The organism is Mucilaginibacter jinjuensis (assembly GCF_028596025.1).
Classification (GTDB): domain Bacteria; phylum Bacteroidota; class Bacteroidia; order Sphingobacteriales; family Sphingobacteriaceae; genus Mucilaginibacter; species Mucilaginibacter jinjuensis.
Window position 1 is genome coordinate 2614873 of record NZ_CP117167.1, and the last position, 19643, is coordinate 2634515.

The 19643-nt window shown below is 43.3% G+C and carries 16 protein-coding genes; 1 reads left to right on the plus strand and 15 read right to left on the minus strand.

Going from position 1 to position 19643, the window contains the following annotated elements; all coding sequences use genetic code 11:
- Window positions 1-129: 129 nt before the first annotated feature.
- The 5 genes from PQO05_RS11880 to PQO05_RS11900 form a co-directional block, all read right to left on the minus strand.
- Window positions 130-1473 carry a histidine-type phosphatase gene (locus tag PQO05_RS11880; protein ID WP_273633131.1) on the minus strand — a complete coding sequence of 448 codons (1344 nt, stop codon included), beginning with the start codon at window positions 1471-1473 and terminating at the stop codon, window positions 130-132.
- A gap of 85 nt (window positions 1474-1558) precedes the next feature.
- Window positions 1559-2965, minus strand: coding sequence for a hypothetical protein (locus tag PQO05_RS11885; RefSeq protein WP_273633132.1), 1407 nt, complete (start codon window positions 2963-2965; stop codon window positions 1559-1561).
- Window positions 2966-2976: 11 nt separating this feature from the next.
- Window positions 2977-5787 carry a TonB-dependent receptor gene (locus PQO05_RS11890; protein WP_273633133.1) on the minus strand — a complete coding sequence of 937 codons (2811 nt, stop codon included), beginning with the start codon at window positions 5785-5787 and terminating at the stop codon, window positions 2977-2979.
- Window positions 5788-6135: 348 nt separating this feature from the next.
- On the minus strand, window positions 6136-7332 hold the full coding sequence (locus tag PQO05_RS11895) for a threonine synthase (RefSeq protein ID WP_273633134.1): 1197 nt from the start codon (window positions 7330-7332) through the stop codon (window positions 6136-6138).
- Window positions 7333-7395: 63 nt separating this feature from the next.
- Window positions 7396-9033 carry a M28 family peptidase gene (locus PQO05_RS11900; protein WP_273633135.1) on the minus strand — a complete coding sequence of 546 codons (1638 nt, stop codon included), beginning with the start codon at window positions 9031-9033 and terminating at the stop codon, window positions 7396-7398.
- A 241-nt stretch (window positions 9034-9274) separates the two neighbouring features.
- On the opposite strand from PQO05_RS11900, the gene PQO05_RS11905 reads away from it, so the two are divergent.
- Window positions 9275-10033 carry a C40 family peptidase gene (locus PQO05_RS11905; protein ID WP_273633136.1) on the plus strand — a complete coding sequence of 253 codons (759 nt, stop codon included), beginning with the start codon at window positions 9275-9277 and terminating at the stop codon, window positions 10031-10033.
- Here PQO05_RS11905 and PQO05_RS11910 read toward each other — a convergent pair.
- The 10 genes from PQO05_RS11910 to hisG all read right to left on the minus strand — a co-directional run bounded on the left by PQO05_RS11910 (window position 10030) and on the right by hisG (window position 19445).
- A complete protein-coding gene (locus tag PQO05_RS11910; RefSeq protein ID WP_273633137.1) occupies window positions 10030-10932 on the minus strand; it encodes a WD40 repeat domain-containing protein in 903 nt (300 codons plus the stop codon). The genes PQO05_RS11905 and PQO05_RS11910 overlap by 4 nt on opposite strands.
- Window positions 10933-10947: 15 nt before the next feature.
- On the minus strand, window positions 10948-11838 hold the full coding sequence (gene bla / locus PQO05_RS11915) for a class A beta-lactamase, subclass A2 (RefSeq protein ID WP_273633138.1): 891 nt from the start codon (window positions 11836-11838) through the stop codon (window positions 10948-10950).
- A 15-nt stretch (window positions 11839-11853) separates the two neighbouring features.
- Window positions 11854-12441, minus strand: coding sequence for a bifunctional phosphoribosyl-AMP cyclohydrolase/phosphoribosyl-ATP diphosphatase HisIE (hisIE, locus tag PQO05_RS11920; RefSeq protein ID WP_273633139.1), 588 nt, complete (start codon window positions 12439-12441; stop codon window positions 11854-11856).
- 64 nt (window positions 12442-12505) lie between these two features.
- On the minus strand, window positions 12506-13258 hold the full coding sequence (gene hisF / locus PQO05_RS11925) for an imidazole glycerol phosphate synthase subunit HisF (protein WP_273633140.1): 753 nt from the start codon (window positions 13256-13258) through the stop codon (window positions 12506-12508).
- A gap of 139 nt (window positions 13259-13397) precedes the next feature.
- Window positions 13398-14147: a 1-(5-phosphoribosyl)-5-[(5-phosphoribosylamino)methylideneamino]imidazole-4-carboxamide isomerase gene (locus PQO05_RS11930; RefSeq protein ID WP_273633141.1), complete on the minus strand. Its 750-nt coding sequence runs from the start codon at window positions 14145-14147 to the stop codon at window positions 13398-13400.
- A gap of 3 nt (window positions 14148-14150) precedes the next feature.
- Window positions 14151-14741: an imidazole glycerol phosphate synthase subunit HisH gene (hisH, locus tag PQO05_RS11935; RefSeq protein ID WP_273633142.1), complete on the minus strand. Its 591-nt coding sequence runs from the start codon at window positions 14739-14741 to the stop codon at window positions 14151-14153.
- Window positions 14742-14839: 98 nt separating this feature from the next.
- Window positions 14840-15988: a bifunctional histidinol-phosphatase/imidazoleglycerol-phosphate dehydratase HisB gene (gene hisB, locus PQO05_RS11940; protein WP_273633143.1), complete on the minus strand. Its 1149-nt coding sequence runs from the start codon at window positions 15986-15988 to the stop codon at window positions 14840-14842.
- The gene (gene hisC, locus PQO05_RS11945; protein WP_273633144.1) at window positions 15988-17034 is read right to left on the minus strand and encodes a histidinol-phosphate transaminase; all 1047 of its coding nucleotides are present in this window, start codon (window positions 17032-17034) and stop codon (window positions 15988-15990) included. The genes hisB and hisC overlap by 1 nt, the downstream gene beginning before the upstream one ends.
- 160 nt (window positions 17035-17194) lie before the next feature.
- Complete coding sequence (hisD, locus tag PQO05_RS11950; protein WP_273633145.1) at window positions 17195-18484, minus strand: histidinol dehydrogenase; 1290 nt, start codon at window positions 18482-18484, stop codon at window positions 17195-17197.
- A gap of 109 nt (window positions 18485-18593) precedes the next feature.
- Complete coding sequence (gene hisG, locus PQO05_RS11955) at window positions 18594-19445, minus strand: ATP phosphoribosyltransferase (protein ID WP_273633146.1); 852 nt, start codon at window positions 19443-19445, stop codon at window positions 18594-18596.
- Between the last annotated feature and the right edge of the window lie 198 nt (window positions 19446-19643).

Genomic DNA, 19643 nt, shown 5'->3' on the forward strand with positions numbered 1-19643 from the left:
TGTTGAGATTGGCGCAAGTTACCCACTACGGTTTAAATCGTCAACAAAATTAAATCAGTATGATGATTGGCAGACATAAAAAAGCCGAAACAAATAGTTTTGCTTCGGCTTATCAGAGATTAGAAATGATTATTTCTGAGCTATTTCTTTCAAATACTTATTCATGTCATCATCCATCTTAACACCATAATCGTTTAGTTTTTTGGTGTAGAAAGCTTTCAAATCACCCCACTTATAGTAGGGGTAAGTTGCGGTTTTTAAGCCTGCGATGCGCGCTTCTTTTTCGTTCAATAATATCTTCACCAGATAATCTGAACTATTGGCTTTTTTATAAAGAATCCATTGAATGTTTGAGCTGAGCGGGGCAACCTGTGCCGCCTGCCAGTCTTTGTTAATGCGGGTAAGATCTTTCGTCGATTTGTTGGCTGCCTCGATACCCAATAATGCGCTAAAAGGTATAATGGTTTCGGCATGGGCAAAGCGCAGCTGAGCAGTGTATTTGCCGCCTGCAATAAACTCGTCGGTGGTTTTAATGAAGTTGATGAGTAAGGGAACAGCAATACGCACCTGGATTCCATTCAGGTCCATGCCGGGGCCTTTCTTATAGAAATCATCGGCCACATCAACCTGGCCTAAATGATATAGCTCATCGCAGGTAAAAAACGATTTGAAGTTTAGCTCTTCGGTATTAAAACCGGCGCGTGCAATTTCACTTTTTAATGAATATACAATGGTGGTAAAACCGAAAACATCACTGGTAAATTTATCCAGTTGTTGAGCTGAACGTTTGGCCGTGAAATCAGCTTTGAATATGCGATTGGCTAAGGCTTTATTTACATCAGTAATGTGTTCACTTTTCTCTAACGCCTCCATTATTGGAGAGTAAGGGCCAGCTTCTTCAAAGGCTTTGTAGGCAGGTGCAGTATCGTAAAAACGCAGGTTGGTATCGTCGTTATATTGGTTGATGGTTGGCTGAGACTTTAAACCGTCTTTCAATCCGCCCAAAAATGCATCAGCACTTTGTTTGGTACGGATTTCTTTGGTGATGCCTACATTGAGGTTTACCGTATTTGCAAATACGTTTTTGTTTTGTGCGTACATGCGGCGGGCAATGTCTTGTAGTTCAGTACGGCCTTCGTCCGAGATTGATTTGGTATCTACTCCCTCCACCTTCTCCAAACGTAAAATCATCGTTTTGAGCAGCTGGCCTTTTTCTGTAAGCGCACCGGCGCTATCTGCTTTTTGTAGTAATTGGTAAGCATAGGCAATCTTAACTTCTTTGGTTAAATGCCTTGCGCCGTGGCGGCCTACATGGTTAATAAATACCGGGCTATAACCCGCGGGTACCGGCGCATATTTTTCGTGCGGAGTTGGGTATAGGGTTTTAGTGCCGAGGAAGTTATCCGGGCAGTTTTGAGCCAATACAGCCGTGCTAATGGTGCTGCAAAAAAGAAGTGCTTTTAATGTTTTCATGCTGATCAATTTCGAATATAGCATTTATGAAAAACCCGGGAACGTTTTAATGATCCCGGGTTGTATTTTAGTTTAGTAGTTTTATTTAGTGTTGGTTACCTGTACCATCATTTTGGTAGGCACCAATATCTTTACCCGGAGGGGTAATAGTAGTACCATAAGTACCGGTAGCAGTTACCGAACCCAATGGCGAAAAGTCTGTTTTACCTTTACCCAAACCTGGTGATGCTGATTGTAATTTTAAGTTGCTTGTGCCTATTGCAACGCTTGGATAGGTTTGCACGTTGGCGCTTAACGGGCCTGGATTAGCTGTGAAGTTATACTGATTAACATCGAAAGCATAAAACATTGGGTTATTGGCTTGCGGTGTTGTTGAGTAAATATCACTTGCTGCTTTATTTGCGGTTACGCTTGGTGCACCATCGGCAGAGTAAAACTGGGCTACAATAGCCGGTGAATAACCGTAAAAATATTGATTACCGTAAGCTACGTTAGTAAAATCGGCATCTGGTGTAATACGTAAACCGAAACGGCAGTTAACAATCAGGTTGTTGTAAGCGCGGCCGCGGGCACCTTTTTCAAAATCGATAGAGCCACCACGGCCAGATTTTGTTTGGCGGAAACCACCATCAATCATGGTGTTATTATAAACAGCCGCCGTACATTGGATACCCGAAGTACCAGAATCTGAAATTTTGGTAGCGTTGGTTGCCGAGCCGATAAATACGTTGTAAGCAATATCGCCCAAAGTACCGGTCTTCATGTTGAAGAACTCGCCGCCAACACCACCGCACAACTCAAAAGTGTTACGCATAATGCTGATGTGGCCGCCACCTACCTGGATGTTATCATCTTTAGCGCCAAAGAACCATGAATCTTCGATGATCAGGTTTTTAGTAACGTTACCAAAGTAGATATTATAACGCGGAGAACCTGAAGGATAAATAGCGGTGTTATCATTTGCACCGGCCGGGCCGCCTGCAAATTCAATGTGTGTCCATTTAATAATGGCATCACCACCTTTAGGGCTTGGGTTAGCTGTTGTTGCCGCCGCAGGGGTACAGTTTATACCGCCCCACCATCCAAAAAATACATTGGTATAGTTTTGTGCCGCTGCCTGGGTATGCAAATCGGCTGCGTTTTTAACAGTTATAAAGTTGGGTGCATCTTTAGTACCTAAGCTGATAAAGGTACCATGCATAAATATTTCGGGGCTGGTAGCTGCGCTTAAACCATCGCCAATAGCAATCAGGTGCACACCGCTTTGCAATAACAGGGTATCGCCGTCGTTTACGGTAATATCACTTTTAAAGTAATAAGTTTTACCGGCTAGCAGGGTGCCTTTAATAGTACCTTTTAAGGTATCAGAAGTGATACCGTTAGCTACCGATACAAAGGGTTGCGAAATGTTAACAACCTCTGCCTTGTGGCAGGCACTCAGCATAATACCCAGTGCGCAAACTGCCATTAATTTGTTTAATATCGTTTTCATTTTTACCGGGATTAATAGAATTTATAGTGTAAACCAAGTATATAGTACTGGCCGTATTCGTCTCTTCTTACAAAGGTGTCTTTACCTGCTTCCTGGTATTCAATAGCCTGACCGCTTGAACCGGCAGGGGCTAACGGAGGATATGGCAGTTTAATAAATAACTTGTATGGTGTATTTAATAAGTTTGTGGCTTTAGCATAAATGTACAGTTGTTTATATAGACGTTTCTCTGCCGAGAAGTCTAAGCTCACAAATGCTTTTTGCCAAATATCATTATCTAAGTAAACAGATACACGGTTTATACGCTCGCCGGTATAAACTGCTGATAATTGTGCATCTAAACCACTTTTAGCGTCTTTGTATAAAAACGATAAATTACCCAGATTTTTAGACTGGCCTTGTAACGGGCGGGTTTGATCAACCATTCTGATGGTGTTGTTACCGTTAGCATCCTTATAAGCCTGTTGTTTTGAAGTAGTAATGCGCGACTCTGTAAACGAGTAGTTGGCACGGATACCGAAGTGGTTAATATACTTGGTTGCATCCAGCTCTAAACCATAGTTGGTAGCTGTACCAAAGTTGCCCGCCTCTAAAACAAGGTCTTTATATGAGTTTGAGTTTACCAAAGCGTACTCTATCGGATTTTGGATGCGTTTATAGAATACGCCTGCTAAGAATTGATCCAATGGTTTAGGGAAGAACTCATAACGCAGGTCATAGTTATCGGCAGTAGCACGTTTTAAATTAGTGTTACCAACTTCCTGATAATCTTCATCAGGGTCACCGCTGGTATGTGGTACCAACTCGTAGAAGTTAGGGCGGCTAATAGCAGAATAGTATGATAAACGTAAATTTTGTTTATCAGTAAGCATGTACTTCAAGTTCAGGCTCGGCAGGAAATCGTAATATTTGATTGAACCTGTTTTACCCGGCTGTGTAATCGGCTCGGCATCTAACCAGCTTTGGTTGGTATGCTCATAGCGTACACCACCCACGGCTTGTAATTTACCTACAGTAAATTTAAACTGACCATAAGCTGCACCAATGTTTTCGGTGAAGTCATAGTTCAATGCGTCGCCCGGTGTACCTTGCCTGTTGTTGGCCAGCTCGAAGTTAATGGCATCTACATTACCGTTATATACCTGGGTAGCGTTGGTAATAGGCAGGGTTAAAATATAGTTGTCAAAAGTACTGGTACGGGTTTTATTACGGTACATACCGCCGGCACTAAACTCAACCTTGGTATTGGCAATGGTTGGCGTGAAAATTAAGTTTACATAACCGCTTTTATCCTCATCCGAGTTATGGGCGAAGGCTTGCGCGAAACCGTTAGAAGCATCAACAGTTAGCGGTGCCTGTAATACTGTTCCGTTTGATTGCAGGGTATTTGAGGTAACCAGATTTAAAGTGTAACGGTTCTCATTAGCTGTAGCTTTTGAGTAAATACCGGTCCAGTTAATGCGGAAGTTATCGGCTAACTGGTGGTCGCCGTGTAAAGAAAAATTATAGATCTTTTGCACGTTACGGATACTTCTTGGCTGCTCTGTAATACGGCCCTGGCCAATGCCGGTACGTGCCAGTGTTAAGCTGGTATCTGATACATAACGATATTGGTTTTGAGCCAAATCGATGTATGCAGCGTCTAAAGTTACAATATTGCGGGTGTCGAATTTATAATCGAAACGGCCCAATACGCTTGTGCGTTGTTGCTCTGTGCTGTAAGTACGGGCTTGTATATCGGTAACTTTAGGTAAATTGCTAACTGCATCAACCTCGGTATCGAAGAAAGTACCTTTAGTATCCTTATAAGTATCCTGGTAGCTTCCTGCAAGCAGGGCACCAAACTTTTTATCTTTTGTACGGCCGCCAATGCTTAAACCGCCAATTAAACCCAATGGTAATTTAGAGTCGCTAAAGTGCTGGCCATTATTTGAGAAATCTCCACGGTTGGCAATATAATTATCGCCGTTGTTAATACGTGGCGAGCGAAGCTCAACATTGTTGTTGCCAAATTTGGTAAAGCCGTTATCGGCAACACTTTGCGAAAGGCCTGTACCCAGGTTCACTTTTACAGTAAAGTCATCTGGTGCATTTTTAAGCGACATGTTGATGGCACCCGCTATTGCATCGCCTTCCATTGATGGGGTTAGTGATTTGTAAACCTCCAGACGCTCAATAATATCGGCAGGGAATATATCAAGTGGTACGTAACGGTTCTTATTATCAGGACTTGGAAGTTTATAGCCGTCAATCAGCGTATAGCTGTAACGTTTCTCCATACCACGGATAATGGCGTATTGGCCCTCACCGTTGTTGCTACGCTCTAACGATACACCAGATACACGCTGGGTAACGTTAGCTACGGTAATATCCGGCGATACTTCAATGGTTTTGGCTGATACTGCGTTTAAAACCTGGTCGGCACGCTGCTCCAGTTTGCGGGCGCTTTGGTCGCTTTCGCGGTTGGCGCGGGCTGTAACGCTAACATCCTGCAGGTTATTTACTTTAGCTTCAATCTGTATCCTTACAGGGCGAACTTCGTTAGCCCTTAAGGTAAAATTGGTTTCAGATTTTTGGTATGATACGTACTTTACTTCAACTTCGTAATCGCCCTCAGGCACATTTTTGAAAGTAAAGGTACCGTCCAAACCAGTGCCTGTTGAGCGGCTATAGCCCGATTTGTTTTTTAAGGTAACCGCAGCGCCAAGCATGGGTTCACCATTCTGTTTATCAACTACTAAGCCCTTTACCGTGGCAGTGCCCTGGGCAAAAACGAAAGCAGAATAAAACAATAGAATTAAGAAGGGGAGAAGTTTTTTCATCTACGCGATAATTTAGCGCAAAGGAACCCCAATCGTATAATAACGATATTAACTCAATATTAACAAATTGTAAAGGACGAATGGGCGCAGGTAGCCCAATTCACAACCTTGAGGTGTGGTTTATGAAAAATAATGATCTGCAACAATTATACAGACACATTTTGGAGAAATTTTGGATTAATTATATGGGTAAGTGGCTTAATATTAGGTAATAGTAATTTTACAATGGGGCATGCCGGAAAATTTGGGTGTCATCCTGAGCTCTGTCGAAGGATGGTGTAGAGGCCTGCCCACCATGTTTCGACGGAGCTCAACATGACATCCCTTGTTTACAGCCTAATCAACCACTCACTCCACAACTATATTCTCCAGGTATTTGTACCCGCTGCCTGTATTAATCAGCAATACCTGCTCGCCGGGTTTAACCCAGTTGCTGGCTTTCAGTTTTTTATAGGCCTGCCAAAGTGCAGCGCCTTCCGGTGCTATGAGCATACCTTCGTGGCGGGCAATTTCTTTGAGGGCCTGGCTCATTTCGGCATCACTGATGGTGAGGGCTGTGCCATTGCTTTCGCGAAGCACTTTTAGTATCTGTTTATCGGCATAAGGTTTGGGTACGCGCAGACCGTTGGCAATGGTAAAACCGCCATCAGCAAATTCTGATACACGCTGACCGGCATTAAATGCCGAAACAATGCCATCACAACTTTGCGATTGCACGGCAACCATACGTGGACGTTTGCTGCCGATCCAACCCAGTTGTTCCATTTCATCAAAGGCTTTCCAAATGCCTATGAGGCCTGTACCGCCGCCGGTTGGATAAAATATTACATCGGGGAGCTGCCAATTAAACTGTTCGGCAATTTCGTAACCCATGGTTTTTTTGCCTTCAAGGCGATAAGGTTCTTTGAGGGTTGATACCTGGAACCAGCCATTAAGCAAAGCATGTTCGTTAATCAGTTTGCCACAATCGCTGATGTTACCGTCAACCTCCAGCAGTTCGGCACCATACAGGCGGCATTCATCCTTAAAAACTTGTGGTGTTTGTTTGGGCATGTACACAATGGCTTTGACGCCTGCACGTGCTGCATAAGCAGCCAAAGCACCGCCTGCATTACCGGCAGTAGGTGTGGCAATGGCTTCGATACCCAGTTCTTTAGCTTTTGATACTGCCGCGCTTATTCCCCGGGCTTTGAATGAGCCTGTTGGGTTACCCGATTCATCTTTCCAGAAAACCTCATTATCACCTATAAAACTTTTCAGGTTTTCGATAGGGATAATAGGGGTAAAGCCTTCGCCCAGCGTTACTATATACTTTTGGTCCATAACCGGCAGAAACTCTTTATAGCGCCACATGGTTGCCGGTCGGCCATTCAGAATATCTTTACTGATACCTGTCGACAAATCATATTGCGCAAACAGGGTAGACTTGCAATCCTCATTTGTACAAACCGTATTTACAATGGCAGCATCATGTACTTTGCCGCATTCGGGGCAGGTTAAATTTATAAGCAGGGAATCCGTTTCAGTTTCAGTCGGGGTATTCATCAAAACACAAATTATATATTATACTAACGCTATAAAAACGCCTGGAGTTGCTAGTTGTTGAAATTATCTAGTGGCAAATATATCGCCGGGGTTCCAGGTTGGCCATGCCGGGTCTTGTGCAACCAGGTAACCGATCAGGAAATTAAGCTGTGCATATTTTTTACCAGCCTCAAAATCAAAGATCCCGTTAATATCGTCCTGAGGTTTATGGTAGTATTTGGCACGCCAGGTAGCAACAAAATCATTCAGATTGTTTTTGCCATCAGCTGTTTTAGCGCCATATTTAATGTGCAGGGCAGGGATACCTTCGAGCACAAAACTATACTGATCACTGCGGGTAAAACGGGCTTGTTTAGGTTCAGGATCGGGTTCAACATCCAGGCCCATATAGGCTGCTGCCTGTGCTACATTTTTCTCTAAGGATGAATGCTCGGCACCTAAAGCGGTGATAGATAATAGTGGTGCGATGATAGTCGGCATATCGGTATTTACATCGGCCACCATGCTTTTAACGGGCACGGTTGGGTGTTTGGCGAAATAGTTAGAACCAAGATCGCCCAGTTCTTCACCTGTAACCAGTACCACTAAAATAGAACGTTTAGGTTTTACTTTGATGCTATGATAGATCTTGGCAATGCTGATCACACTCGCCACACCAGATGCATTATCGTGCGCGCCGTTATAGATAGAATCACCCTGCACGGGTTTGTCTATACCAAGATGGTCTAAGTGCGCACTATGTACTACATATTCATTTTTTAATTTAGGGTCTGATCCTTCAATCTTACCAATTACGTTATAGCTCAATATGTCTTGGTAAGTTGAGGTTAAGGATGCGCCCGCACTTGCTTTTAACAGCATAGAAGACGGTTGACCTGCTTTTAGTTGCGGCAATATTTCTTTCAGGTTTTTTCCTGCCTGTTCTAATAACGAGCTAAACAAAGCATAGTTAATGCTGGCGTACAGGCTTAGTTGTTTTGAATAAAAAGTACGTGATACAGAAACCGCACCCTTATCGTCCATAATACTATAAACACCACGGCTGATATTGGCCACACGTGCAGCAGAATCCGCAGAACCCATAATTACACCAACCGCACCATGCTGTGCAGCCACTTTCAATATCTGCGAAGCGTTCATCACATGCGCCGAAACCGAAGATGAAAATTTATCGGGCGCACCGCGGGTAATGATCACAATTTTGCCTTTAACATCAATGCCTGCATAATCATCATAACCTAAAGCAGGTTCGCTGATGCCGTAACCTACAAACGCCAGTTGGGCAGGGTTTACACTCACCTGCGGCAATAATGGATTTGGGTAAACCACATAATCTTTACCTTTTGTAATAGTAGTACTATTGGCAGGGCCATTTGAGATTGACAGGTTTGCATCGCCAATAAATGCCTTACGCAGCCTTACGGTTTGCAGCCAGGTATTGTTTTCGCCTGCGGGCTTAACATCAAGGCTTTTAAGCTGGCCAACTACATAATCAACCGCCATCTGGTAGCCTTCTGTACCCGGGCCGCGGCCTTTCAGTTTATCATCGGCCAAATAGGTAATATGTGCCTTAATATCATCGGGGCTGACCTGTTGCATAGCCTGCTCAACATTTGCGCTTAATTTTACCTGTTGGGCAAAGCTTGTAGTCGCAGTAAATATGAGCGAAATATGGATTAACTGCTTGTAAAGTTTAATCATAATTTTATGTTAATACGGGGTTAAAATAATATTGCGAAATATTAATGCCAAGGTATTAACTCCCTTTTTTAGCAACAAGTTTTTAGCGATAATGTTACCGGAACGACATACTGGATTTTGTAGAATATATTGGGTTTAATATATTCATCTTGACTTCTGTTTTTGTATTTAATGTAAAGTCTCAATTCTTGTATCTTGTTTCTTGCCTCTCACTCTTAAATAGAATATATTCGCTCTTACTATGGAATACGGTATCAGTAATCTGGCAATTATCGCTATGCGGAAAGAAGCCCGCGAGCAAAGTGAAATGGTTTCGCAACTGCTTTTTGGCGAAGTTTATGAAATTATGGAGCGTACCGAAAAATGGGCACGCATTATTGCCGCACATGATGGATATGAAGGCTGGATTAGTTTTAACCAGATCACCAATATTACAGAAGATGAATACCGTAAGTTTGCTGCCGATAACTTACTTACCAACAAGGCCATCAGCGCAGTTGTAAAACAATCTGATAGTACGCTGGTATACATTCCTTTTGGTAGCTCGCTTCCCGGCGTTACTGATAGTGTATTGAGGATAGGAGAAGAGCGTTACGAGATTAATAATAATACTTCGGCAGGGGTGGGTATGCTGGCTCTGGCGCAGTCTTTTTTAAATGCGCCTTATCTTTGGGGTGGCCGTACACATTTTGGTATCGATTGTTCTGGGCTGGTACAAGCGGTGTTTCGCCAAATGGGGATTAACTTAAAGCGGGATGCCTATCTACAGGCAGAGCAGGGTACAGCAGTTGACTTTTTACCCGAAGTTAAACCGGGCGACGTTGCCTTTTTTGATAACGATGAAGGCCGGATTATTCATGTAGGCATTATGATGAATAATGAGCAGATTATCCATGCATCAGGCAGGGTAAAAATTGAACGGATGGATGGGCAGGGTATTTATTCGGAAGAGTTTAAACGCTATACCCACAAACTTCGTATTATTAAAAGATTCCTTTAAAAAGCGATATCCCAACCGAGCACGCGCTTATCGTCACTAACAGAGATCAGTTGATCGCCATCCCAGGCGAGTTTGTTGATGGATAGGAGGTGGCATGCGTAACCTTTTTCGCGGCTGATGATCTTATACAGTTTAAAATCATCGGCACCCCAAATTTTAATTGATTTATCCATACTTGCTGTGGCAAAATACGGGCGGGTAGGATGCGATAGAATATGATTCACAGCAAACAGGTGAGCCGGAATATTTTTCACCAATTCGAAAGTAGTAGTATCCCAAACCTTAATTTGGGCATCACGCGCACCGGATAAAATGTAGCGGCCATCTTTGGTGTACTCGGTGGTGAATACAGCCATGGTATGATCTGCAAGTGTAGTTACCGGCGAATAATCTTCCGTGTTATAAACCCTTACACTGTTATCCCTGCAACCCAAGGCCATTTGTTGCTGATTAGGCGATATGGCGATAGAGCGAACGGTATCAGATGATACTTTAATGGTATGCAGTAAACCAAGATCCTTGAGGTTCCAAACGGAAACAGAACCATCTTCTGATGCGATCAGGAGTTCGCTTTTATTGGGGATTGATTTAATATCAAAGATTGGCCTACTGTGCTGCTTTAATGTGGTAATAATTTTTTGCTCAATGAAATCGAAAACCAAAACCTGCCCGTTACGCATACCGGCAAACATTAATGGAAACCCAACCGGGCAATGGATAGCATAAACAGAACCCGGCACCGGGAACATTACCTTGATGAATTCCTGCTTGGTTAAACTCCATTCAACTAAACCTTTATCATTACCGGCTGTAAATAGTAAACCAGGTTTTTGAGATAGCTCGGCCGAAAAAATGGGGTTTTGATGCCCGGTAAGTTCAAATGCTTGTTCTGCTTTCATCTTGGGTTCGTCAACTTATTTAACAGCTTCATCGTAAGCAGCTTTGGCAATATGCGCAATTACCGACTCGCGGGTGGCCATATCTGCCGGTGAATTGCAAACAAATATTGCAATTGCAAGGTGATTACCGTTAGGCAAGGTAATAATGCCAATATCATTAGTTGCAGCGCTGATACCCTGCTCATTGGTACCCGAACGACCGGTTTTATGATAAACTATAGTGCCCGCAGGTAATAAGCCTTTGATTTGCTTGGGCCCGGTAGAAGTTTCCTGTAAAATTTTCCACAGGTAAGCATGGCTTGCCGGAGATAGAAAATCGGACTTAAACGAAACCTTAAGCAAATGGATGATCTCGCTTGGTTGCACCCAATTGGTAAATTGCACATCCCAGGCTTGTGCCATCTGGTATTCTGAAGCTACCACAGCTATATTTTTAATACCGATGCTGTGCATGTAAGCGGTAACTTTATTGGGGCCGCCAAGCGTTTTAAGCAGCACATCGCAAGCTACATTATCGCTCAATGAAACCATATAGCTTAACAATTCCCTTATCGAAATATCGAAATTACCTTCGGGATGCTTGTCTTTAAGTGGGCTGTAGGTATCGAAGTAGTCGGCTTTATCGATATGGATTAACTGATCAATCTTGAAATGTCCTTTATCTATTTCGTGCAAAACAGTAATTGCAATAGGATACTTCATTACGCTTTGCATCGGAAAATGATCGCGACCTGCAAGTGACAATTTATCACCCGTTTCGAGATTAAGCATAGAAACACCAACCTTGCCTTTAGATTCCTTTGCAATTTCGGCAATGTTATTTCTAAGTGCTACAGACTGCGCATTGCAGGCGAAAACACCAACAGCACAAATGAGCAAGGCATTGGCAAAGATACTCTTCAGCATAATTTCAACAGTAAACTATTTATGTCTTGCTTCCAGATTTTTGGCGATGGTTTCTAACGATAAGCCTTTTTCGCGCAGCAAAACTAATAAGTGGAAAACAAGGTCTGATGACTCGTTGATCATATCCACTTCGGTCTCAGCTAAAGCAGCTATTACAGTTTCGACAGCCTCTTCTCCAACTTTTTGGGCTATTTTATTGAGGCCTTTTTTGCGGAGTTTGTTAACATACGATCCTTCCTGCGGTTCTTCATAACGGTTGCGGATGATGTTCTCCAGCTCCAGAATGAAGTTTTGGTTGTAAGCAGTATCGAAGCAGCTGCGCGCGCCGGTATGGCAGGTAACGCCTTGCGGGCGTACTTTAATCAGCACCGTATCTTTATCGCAATCAATATGCACGCTTTGTACGTGTAAGAAATTACCGCTGGTTTCGCCCTTAGTCCACAAACGGTTTTTTGAGCGGGAAAAGAAAGTAACTATATTTTCTTTGATGGTTTTCTGGTATGCTTCGGCATTCATGTAGCCCAGCATCAACACCTCAAGGGTTTGTGCATCCTGTATCACAACCGGAACCAGTCCGTCGGTTTTATCGAAATCTATTTCCATTTTTCTTTAGTAAAAACCACTTTTAAAGTGGTTTGCAAATATAGCCCTAAAGCTAAATATTATATTATCGTACGTTAATGTTCTGTTTCCTTAATTCCGATTTCAGATCAGGGATCAAAATCTGTCCGTAATGAAACACAGAAGCTGCCAAAGCCGCATCTACATTAGTTTTTTGGAATACATCCACAAAGTGCTGCACACTGCCCGCGCCACCCGAAGCAATAACCGGGATATTCACAGCATCATTAACCACTTTTAGTAAGTTATTATCAAAACCTGCTTTAGTGCCGTCATGATCCATTGAAGTAAGCAAAATCTCACCTGCGCCACGGCTTTCGGCTTCTAAAATCCAGTCTAAAGTTTCTTTTTCGGTTGGGATTCGTCCACCGTTTAAGTGCACAATGTTGGCGTTACCATCATGACGGGTATCAACTGCAACCACAACAAACTGCACACCAAAGGCTTTAGCCAGTTCATCAATAAAACCGGGATTACGTACAGCAGCAGAGTTAATTGAAATTTTATCGGCACCGGCGCTAAGTAAAGCATCAGCATCGGCAATTTCTACAATGCCACCACCAATAGTAAACGGTATATTGATTTGACGTGCTACAGCCTTCACCATTTCAATCATGGTTTTGCGACGTTCGTGCGTGGCGGTTATGTCCAGAAAAACCAGTTCATCGGCGCCTTGGCGCGAGTAGTTCCAGGCCAGTTCAACCGGGTCGCCGGCATCGCGCAGGTCTACAAAGTTTACACCTTTAACCGTACGGCCATCTTTTACATCAAGGCAGGGGATAATTCGTTTTGCGAGCATTGGGGATAGTAAATTTGATCGTCATTGCGAGGTACGAAGCAATCCCCAGCTGTGCAGTTCAACTATACAGAGCGGCTCTGTAAGTAGGGGATTGCTTCGTACCTCGCAATGACGGGCATTGGAATGGCCTTCGGCCAGACTAAATTGACATCAAAGCCTGTAAATTCCAGTCTTTAATTTCTTCGATAGAGATCAGATTTTCGTAGATGGCTTTGCCTACTACAACAGATTCTACCTTTATTTTGCTGAGCTGTTCGATATCTTTCATGGAGCTTACACCGCCGGAAGCGATCAGTTTAATGAAAGGGGAATGATCCAGCAGTTTTTTGTAAAGTTCGATACCTGCGCCGCCCAGTTTACCGTCTTTGTTGATGTCGGTACACAAGAAACGGAAAAAGCCTAAAGCCAGGCATTTATCTACGTAGTCCATTAATTTAATGGGTGAACTTTCCATCCAGCCAGAGTATTTGATTACCTCATCGAGCACATCGATGGCAACTACAACCTGATCTGAGCACCGATCTTGGCCACAAATGGCCTTGCTTAGATCTTCCAGGAAGCTTGGATTGGTAATAGCTTGTGTACCTACAATCACGCGGTGAATACCGGCATCAATAAGCTCTCTCACTTTATCAATGCTGCGCACGCCGCCGCCGTATTGCACTTTCATATCCGTTTTTCTGATCACGTTGAACAGATATTCCTGGTTCGAGAAGTCGTTTTTAGCTCCATTCAGGTCGATAACGTGGATGAAGTTTGTGCCGTTTGATTGGTACCTTTCGATCATCTCTTCCAGTGTAACATCGTAATGAGTTACCTGCTCGTAGTTACCTTCACGAAGGCGAACCACTTTTTTGTCCAGTATGTCGATGGCAGGGATTATGTACATCTTTTAAATATTTGAAAAGTTTTTAAGTAATGTTTCGCCGTACTCGCCCGATTTTTCGGGATGAAATTGCACGCCAAAAAAATTGTTATGCCAAATTGATGCCGAAAAATTATTGATATAATTGGTTGACGCTAAAGTATAAGCGTTATTATATTCAATATAGTATGAATGTACAAAGTAAAAATGAGCGCCCGCAGGAATATTTTCAAAAAGTGGGTTGCCTTCCTGCGCAAATACATTGTTCCAGCCCGTGTGCGGGACTTTAAAACCGGGCTCTTCTTTAAATTTAAGGGTTTTTACGGGGATGATATTCAGGAGTTCAGAATCTCCTTCTTCAGAATGCTCGGTTAGCAGCTGCATACCTACACAAATACCCAAAGTTGGCTTTTGAAGTGCTTTAATTTTTGGCACAAGCCCGGTGTTTACCAGTTTGGTCATAGCTGCACCGGCGTGTCCTACTCCGGGGATAATATAGCGATCAAATTGGTCAAAATCAGCCTCTTCATTGATCATGCCATAGGCAATGCCCAGCCTGTCTAATGCCGAAGTCAAGGAGAAAATGTTCCCCGCACCGTAACGTACTATTCCTATCATATTCTATATAGAGACAAGAGCCGAGAAACAAGAGACAAGACAAAAAGCAAAGTGTGCCATGTTATCTTGTCTCTTGGCTCTGGTTTCTTGCATCTCTTTTAAAGCATCCCCTTGGTGCTTGGTAAAACCATATTATTTGCGTCCCTGCGAACGGCCATTTTAATTGCTTTGGCAAAGGCTTTAAATATTGCTTCTATTTTGTGGTGTTCGTTCTGGCCTTCGGCTTTGATGTTAAGGTTTGATTTTGATGCATCTGAGAACGACTTAAAGAAATGCAAGAACATCTCTGTAGGTACATCGCCCACTTTTTCGCGTTTAAAATCTGCATCCCAAACCAGCCAGTTGCGGCCGCCAAAGTCTATCGCCGCCTGCGCCAGGCAATCGTCCATCGGCAGGCAGAAACCATAACGCTCAATACCACGTTTATCGCCCAATGCTGTCGCAAAAACCTCGCCTAAAGCGATGGCGGTATCTTCTATCGTATGATGTTCATCGATATGCAGATCGCCTTTGGCATCAACTTCCAGATCGATGCTGCCGTGGCGGGCAATCTGATCAAGCATGTGATCGAAGAAATGCAAACCAGTATTTATCTTCGCTTCACCTGTACCATCCAGATTAATTTTGATAAAAATATCAGTTTCTTTGGTGGTGCGGCGGCGTTCTGCCACACGCTCACCCAATTTTAAAAACTCGTAAATCTTTTGCCAATCGGTAGTTTCTAAGGCTACAGTTTCTTTAACTGCTGCGTTTTCTTCTTCCGTAAATTCCTTTGCACCTAAGCCTGAGTGATTGTTTAACCATATAGCTTTTGCGCCCAGGTTTTTAGCCAGCAGCACATCGTTTTTACGATCGCCGATTACGAATGATCCTTGCAGATCATACTTTTCAGCATCGAAATATTCAGTTAGCATACCAGTACCCGGTTTTCGGGTAGGGGCGTTTTGGTAAGGAAATGTGCGGTCGATGTGTACAGCAGAAAATACTACACCTTCGTTAGCAAAGGTTTTGATGACCAGATCCTGTACCGGGAAAAAGTTCTCGTCGGGGTGGCTTACTGTTCCTAAACCATCCTGATTGGTTACCATTACCAGCTTAAAATCAAGCTCGGCAGCTATGCGTGGCAGGTATTGCAGGGCTTTGTTGTAGAACTCGAGCTTATAGAACGAATCTATCTGCTCGTCGGCACACTCTTTAATCAGAGTACCATCTCTATCTATAAACAATATTTTTTGCGGGCCGATCATTATTTGTATTGCTGTAAAGTTTCTAATAATTTTTGGTTTTCTTCAGGTGTTCCTACCGTAATTCGTAACGAACCTTCGCACAATTCAACCTTGGTACGGTTACGCACAATGATGCCATGCTGTACCAGGAAGTCATATATCCCGTTAGCATCAGTAGTTTTAACTAAAATGAAGTTGGCATCTGATGGGTAAATATCCAGCACGAAATCCATATCCTTCAGTTTTAAAACCAGTTTATCGCGCTCAGCCAGAAGTTCTTTGATCCAGAGGTTTACCAGATCAGTATTTTGTAAAGCCTGGAGCGCTAACTGCTGCGACGCTTCATTGATGTTATAAGGTGGTTTAACCTTATTCATCACCTCAATAATTTCTTCGCTGGCAAAGGCCATACCGATGCGTAATCCCGCTAATCCCCATGCTTTCGAGAGCGTTTGCATAACCACAAGGTTAGCATATTCAGTCAGTTCCTGAATAAAGGTTTTTTGACGGCTGAAGTTGATATAAGCTTCATCAACCACCACAATGCCATTAAAATTGGCCAGCAGGGTTTCAATATCATCGCGGTTGATGGAGTTACCTGTTGGGTTGTTGGGCGAGCAGATGAAGATCAATTTGGTGTTTTTATCGATGGCTTCAGAAATACCTTCAACATTCAGTTGGTACTCTTCTGTTAATGAAACCTTGCGGGTTTCTACATCATTGATATTGGCCGAAACCTCGTACATGCCATAAGTAGGAGGTACCAGGATCACATTATCCGCACCGGGATTGCAAAAAGCGCGGAACAGGATATCGATAGCTTCATCACTGCCATTACCCAGAAAGATGTTGCGGGCAGGTACACCTTTAATGGCGCTTAAGCGCATTTTAACCTGGTACTGCATCGGGTCGGGATAGCGATTATATGCTTTATCCAACGGCGAACCGAATGCGTTTTCGTTAGCATCCAGGTATACGCTGGCTTCGCCCTTAAACTCGTCACGTGCTGATGAGTAGGGAACCAGGTTTTTAATATTTGGTCGAATTATTTTATTAATGTCGAACATGTCTTTTTATCTATTTGTCATTGCGAGGTACGAAGCAATCTCGTAGTATACAGAGCAGCTCTGTATAGTCGTGCTTCGACGGAGCTCAGCATGACAAAGTTTTATATCTCGCAAAGACGGTTAAGTTATCGTCTTGTTTCTTGTCTCTCGGCTCTTGCTTCTAATTCAGAAGTCTCACCGTCACTGCATTCTTATGCGCATGCAAACCTTCCAACTCAGCTAGTATTTCCACAGTCGGGCCAATATTACCAATACCCTGCGGACTGATATGCTGAAACGTGATCTTCTTCACAAAAGAATCAACCGAAACACCCGAGTAAGCCCTTGCATAGGTACTGGTAGGCAAGGTATGGTTAGTGCCCGATGCATAATCGCCCACACTCTCCGGCGTTAAGTTGCCTAAGAAAACAGAGCCTGCGTTGATAATATCACCGGTAATCTGCTCCCAGCTTTCAGTTGCCAATATCAAATGCTCTGGCGCATACAGGTTACTGAACTGCATGGCTTGGTTAAGGCTGCTCACAATAACAGCGTAAGAGTTTGCTATGGCTTGCCCGGCAATTTCAGCGCGTGGTAATACAGGGAGTTGTTTGTTTAACTCTACAATAACAGCTTCGGCCATTTGCTCAGATGTGGTTACCAGTACGGCCTGGCTATCGCTACCATGCTCAGCTTGTGCCAGTAAATCGGCAGCTACAAAGATGGGGTTGGCAGTTTCATCAGCAATAACCAATACTTCTGATGGACCGGCCGGCATATCGATGGCCGTGGTGGTTGTTGATTGGATAATCGTCTTCGCCTTGGTTACAAATTGATTACCGGGACCGAAGATCTTATCAACCTTAGCAATACTTTCGGTACCGTAAGCCATGGCTGCAATAGCTTGTGCACCTCCGGCAAAGTAAATGCGGTCTATGTCCAGCAGTTCGGCAACGTAGGCTATAAAGGCATTCACCTTGCCGCTTTTTTGTGGCGGCGAGCAAACTACAATCTCTTTGCAGCCTGCAATACGAGCGGGGATACCCAGCATTAAAAATGTACTCGGTAAAACCGCGCTGCCACCGGGAATATACAAGCCAACTTTTTCAATCGGTCTTAATTCGCGCCAGCAGGTTACACCGGGCATGGTTTCAATTTTGTCTTCTTTACCTAATTGAGCCTGGTGAAATTTGTAGATGTTATTATAGGCCGTTTTAAGGGCTTCTTTCTGCTCTGGCTGCAGGGCGTTGGCCAGTTCGCTTAGTTCGGCTTTATCTAAGTAAAGCTTGTCGAGTTTAACCTTATCAAACTTGTGTGCATAATCCAGCAGGGCATTATCGCCATGCTCGCGCACTGTTTCAATAATCGTTTCAACAATCGAGCGGATCTCGTTAGCAGGGTCAACATTGCGCTGAACCAGTTGCTGCAGGTCATCAGTATTTAAATCCTGATAATTATATATTCTTAACATATCGCCTCACCCCAGCCCTCTCCAATGGAGAGGGAGTTTTTTAATGTGAAATTCTGTTAATTGATGAATCTGGCAAATTCTGAGAATTCCCAAATTCAGTAAATTCTGGTTATAGAATGATCTTTTCTATCGGCATCACCACAATACCTTCGGCGCCGGCTTGTTTCAGGCTGCTAATGCGGTCCCAAAAGTCGCGCTCGGGGATTACGGTATGTACTGCTACCCAGTCAGCCTCGGCCAATGGTACTATAGTAGGGCTTTTTACACCCGGTAGCAAATTCATAATCTTAGGCAAATTATCGCGGTGGATATTCAATACCACGTATTTAGTTTCCTTAGCACGTAATACAGATTGAATGCGTTGAATCAGCTCCTGGATCAAAACATTGTCTTCATCACCGTTACGGCCAATTAAAACTGCTTCAGACGACATCACATCAGCAAAAGGTTTCAACCCATTGCTTTTCAATGTACCACCGGTTGATACTAAATCGCAGATGGCATCAGCCAATCCCAAACCCGGAGCAATCTCCACCGAGCCTGAAATGTTACGGATCTCTGACTGGATCTTATTCTCTTTTAAAAACTTACCCAAAATAGCAGGGTAGGTGGTGGCTATTGATTTGCCGTTTAAATGTTGCAGATCGGTAATATCGCTGCTATTGGTAATGGCAATTTTTAATGCGCATTTACCAAAACCTAAACGTTGCAGGTAGTTAACCTCAACCTCAGTTTCCTGGATCACGTTTTCGCCCACAATACCCAGATCGGCAATGCCATCCTGTACGTATTCGGGGATATCGTCATCGCGAAGAAAAAGGATTTCCAGGGGGAAGTTAGACACCGGCGAGATCAATGAACTTTTGTAGTTCTCGAAATTCAAGCCACAATTTTTAAGCAGTTCAACGGACTTTTCGTTGAGCCGACCCGATTTTTGGATCGCTATTTTTAATGTTTTCAAAGCTGGGAATTAATTATACTATAAGATAAACGGAGGTTGCAATATTTCACGTAGAAACATCATTATTTGATCGCCACATGGTGGCGATGGTGCAGATGCAAATGATGTAAAGTGAAAACCTTCATTTCTATAGCTAACTTGTGGTGAGCGATGCAAATATATAGAGTTATTTATAAAATCAAAATCAATTTATACAGA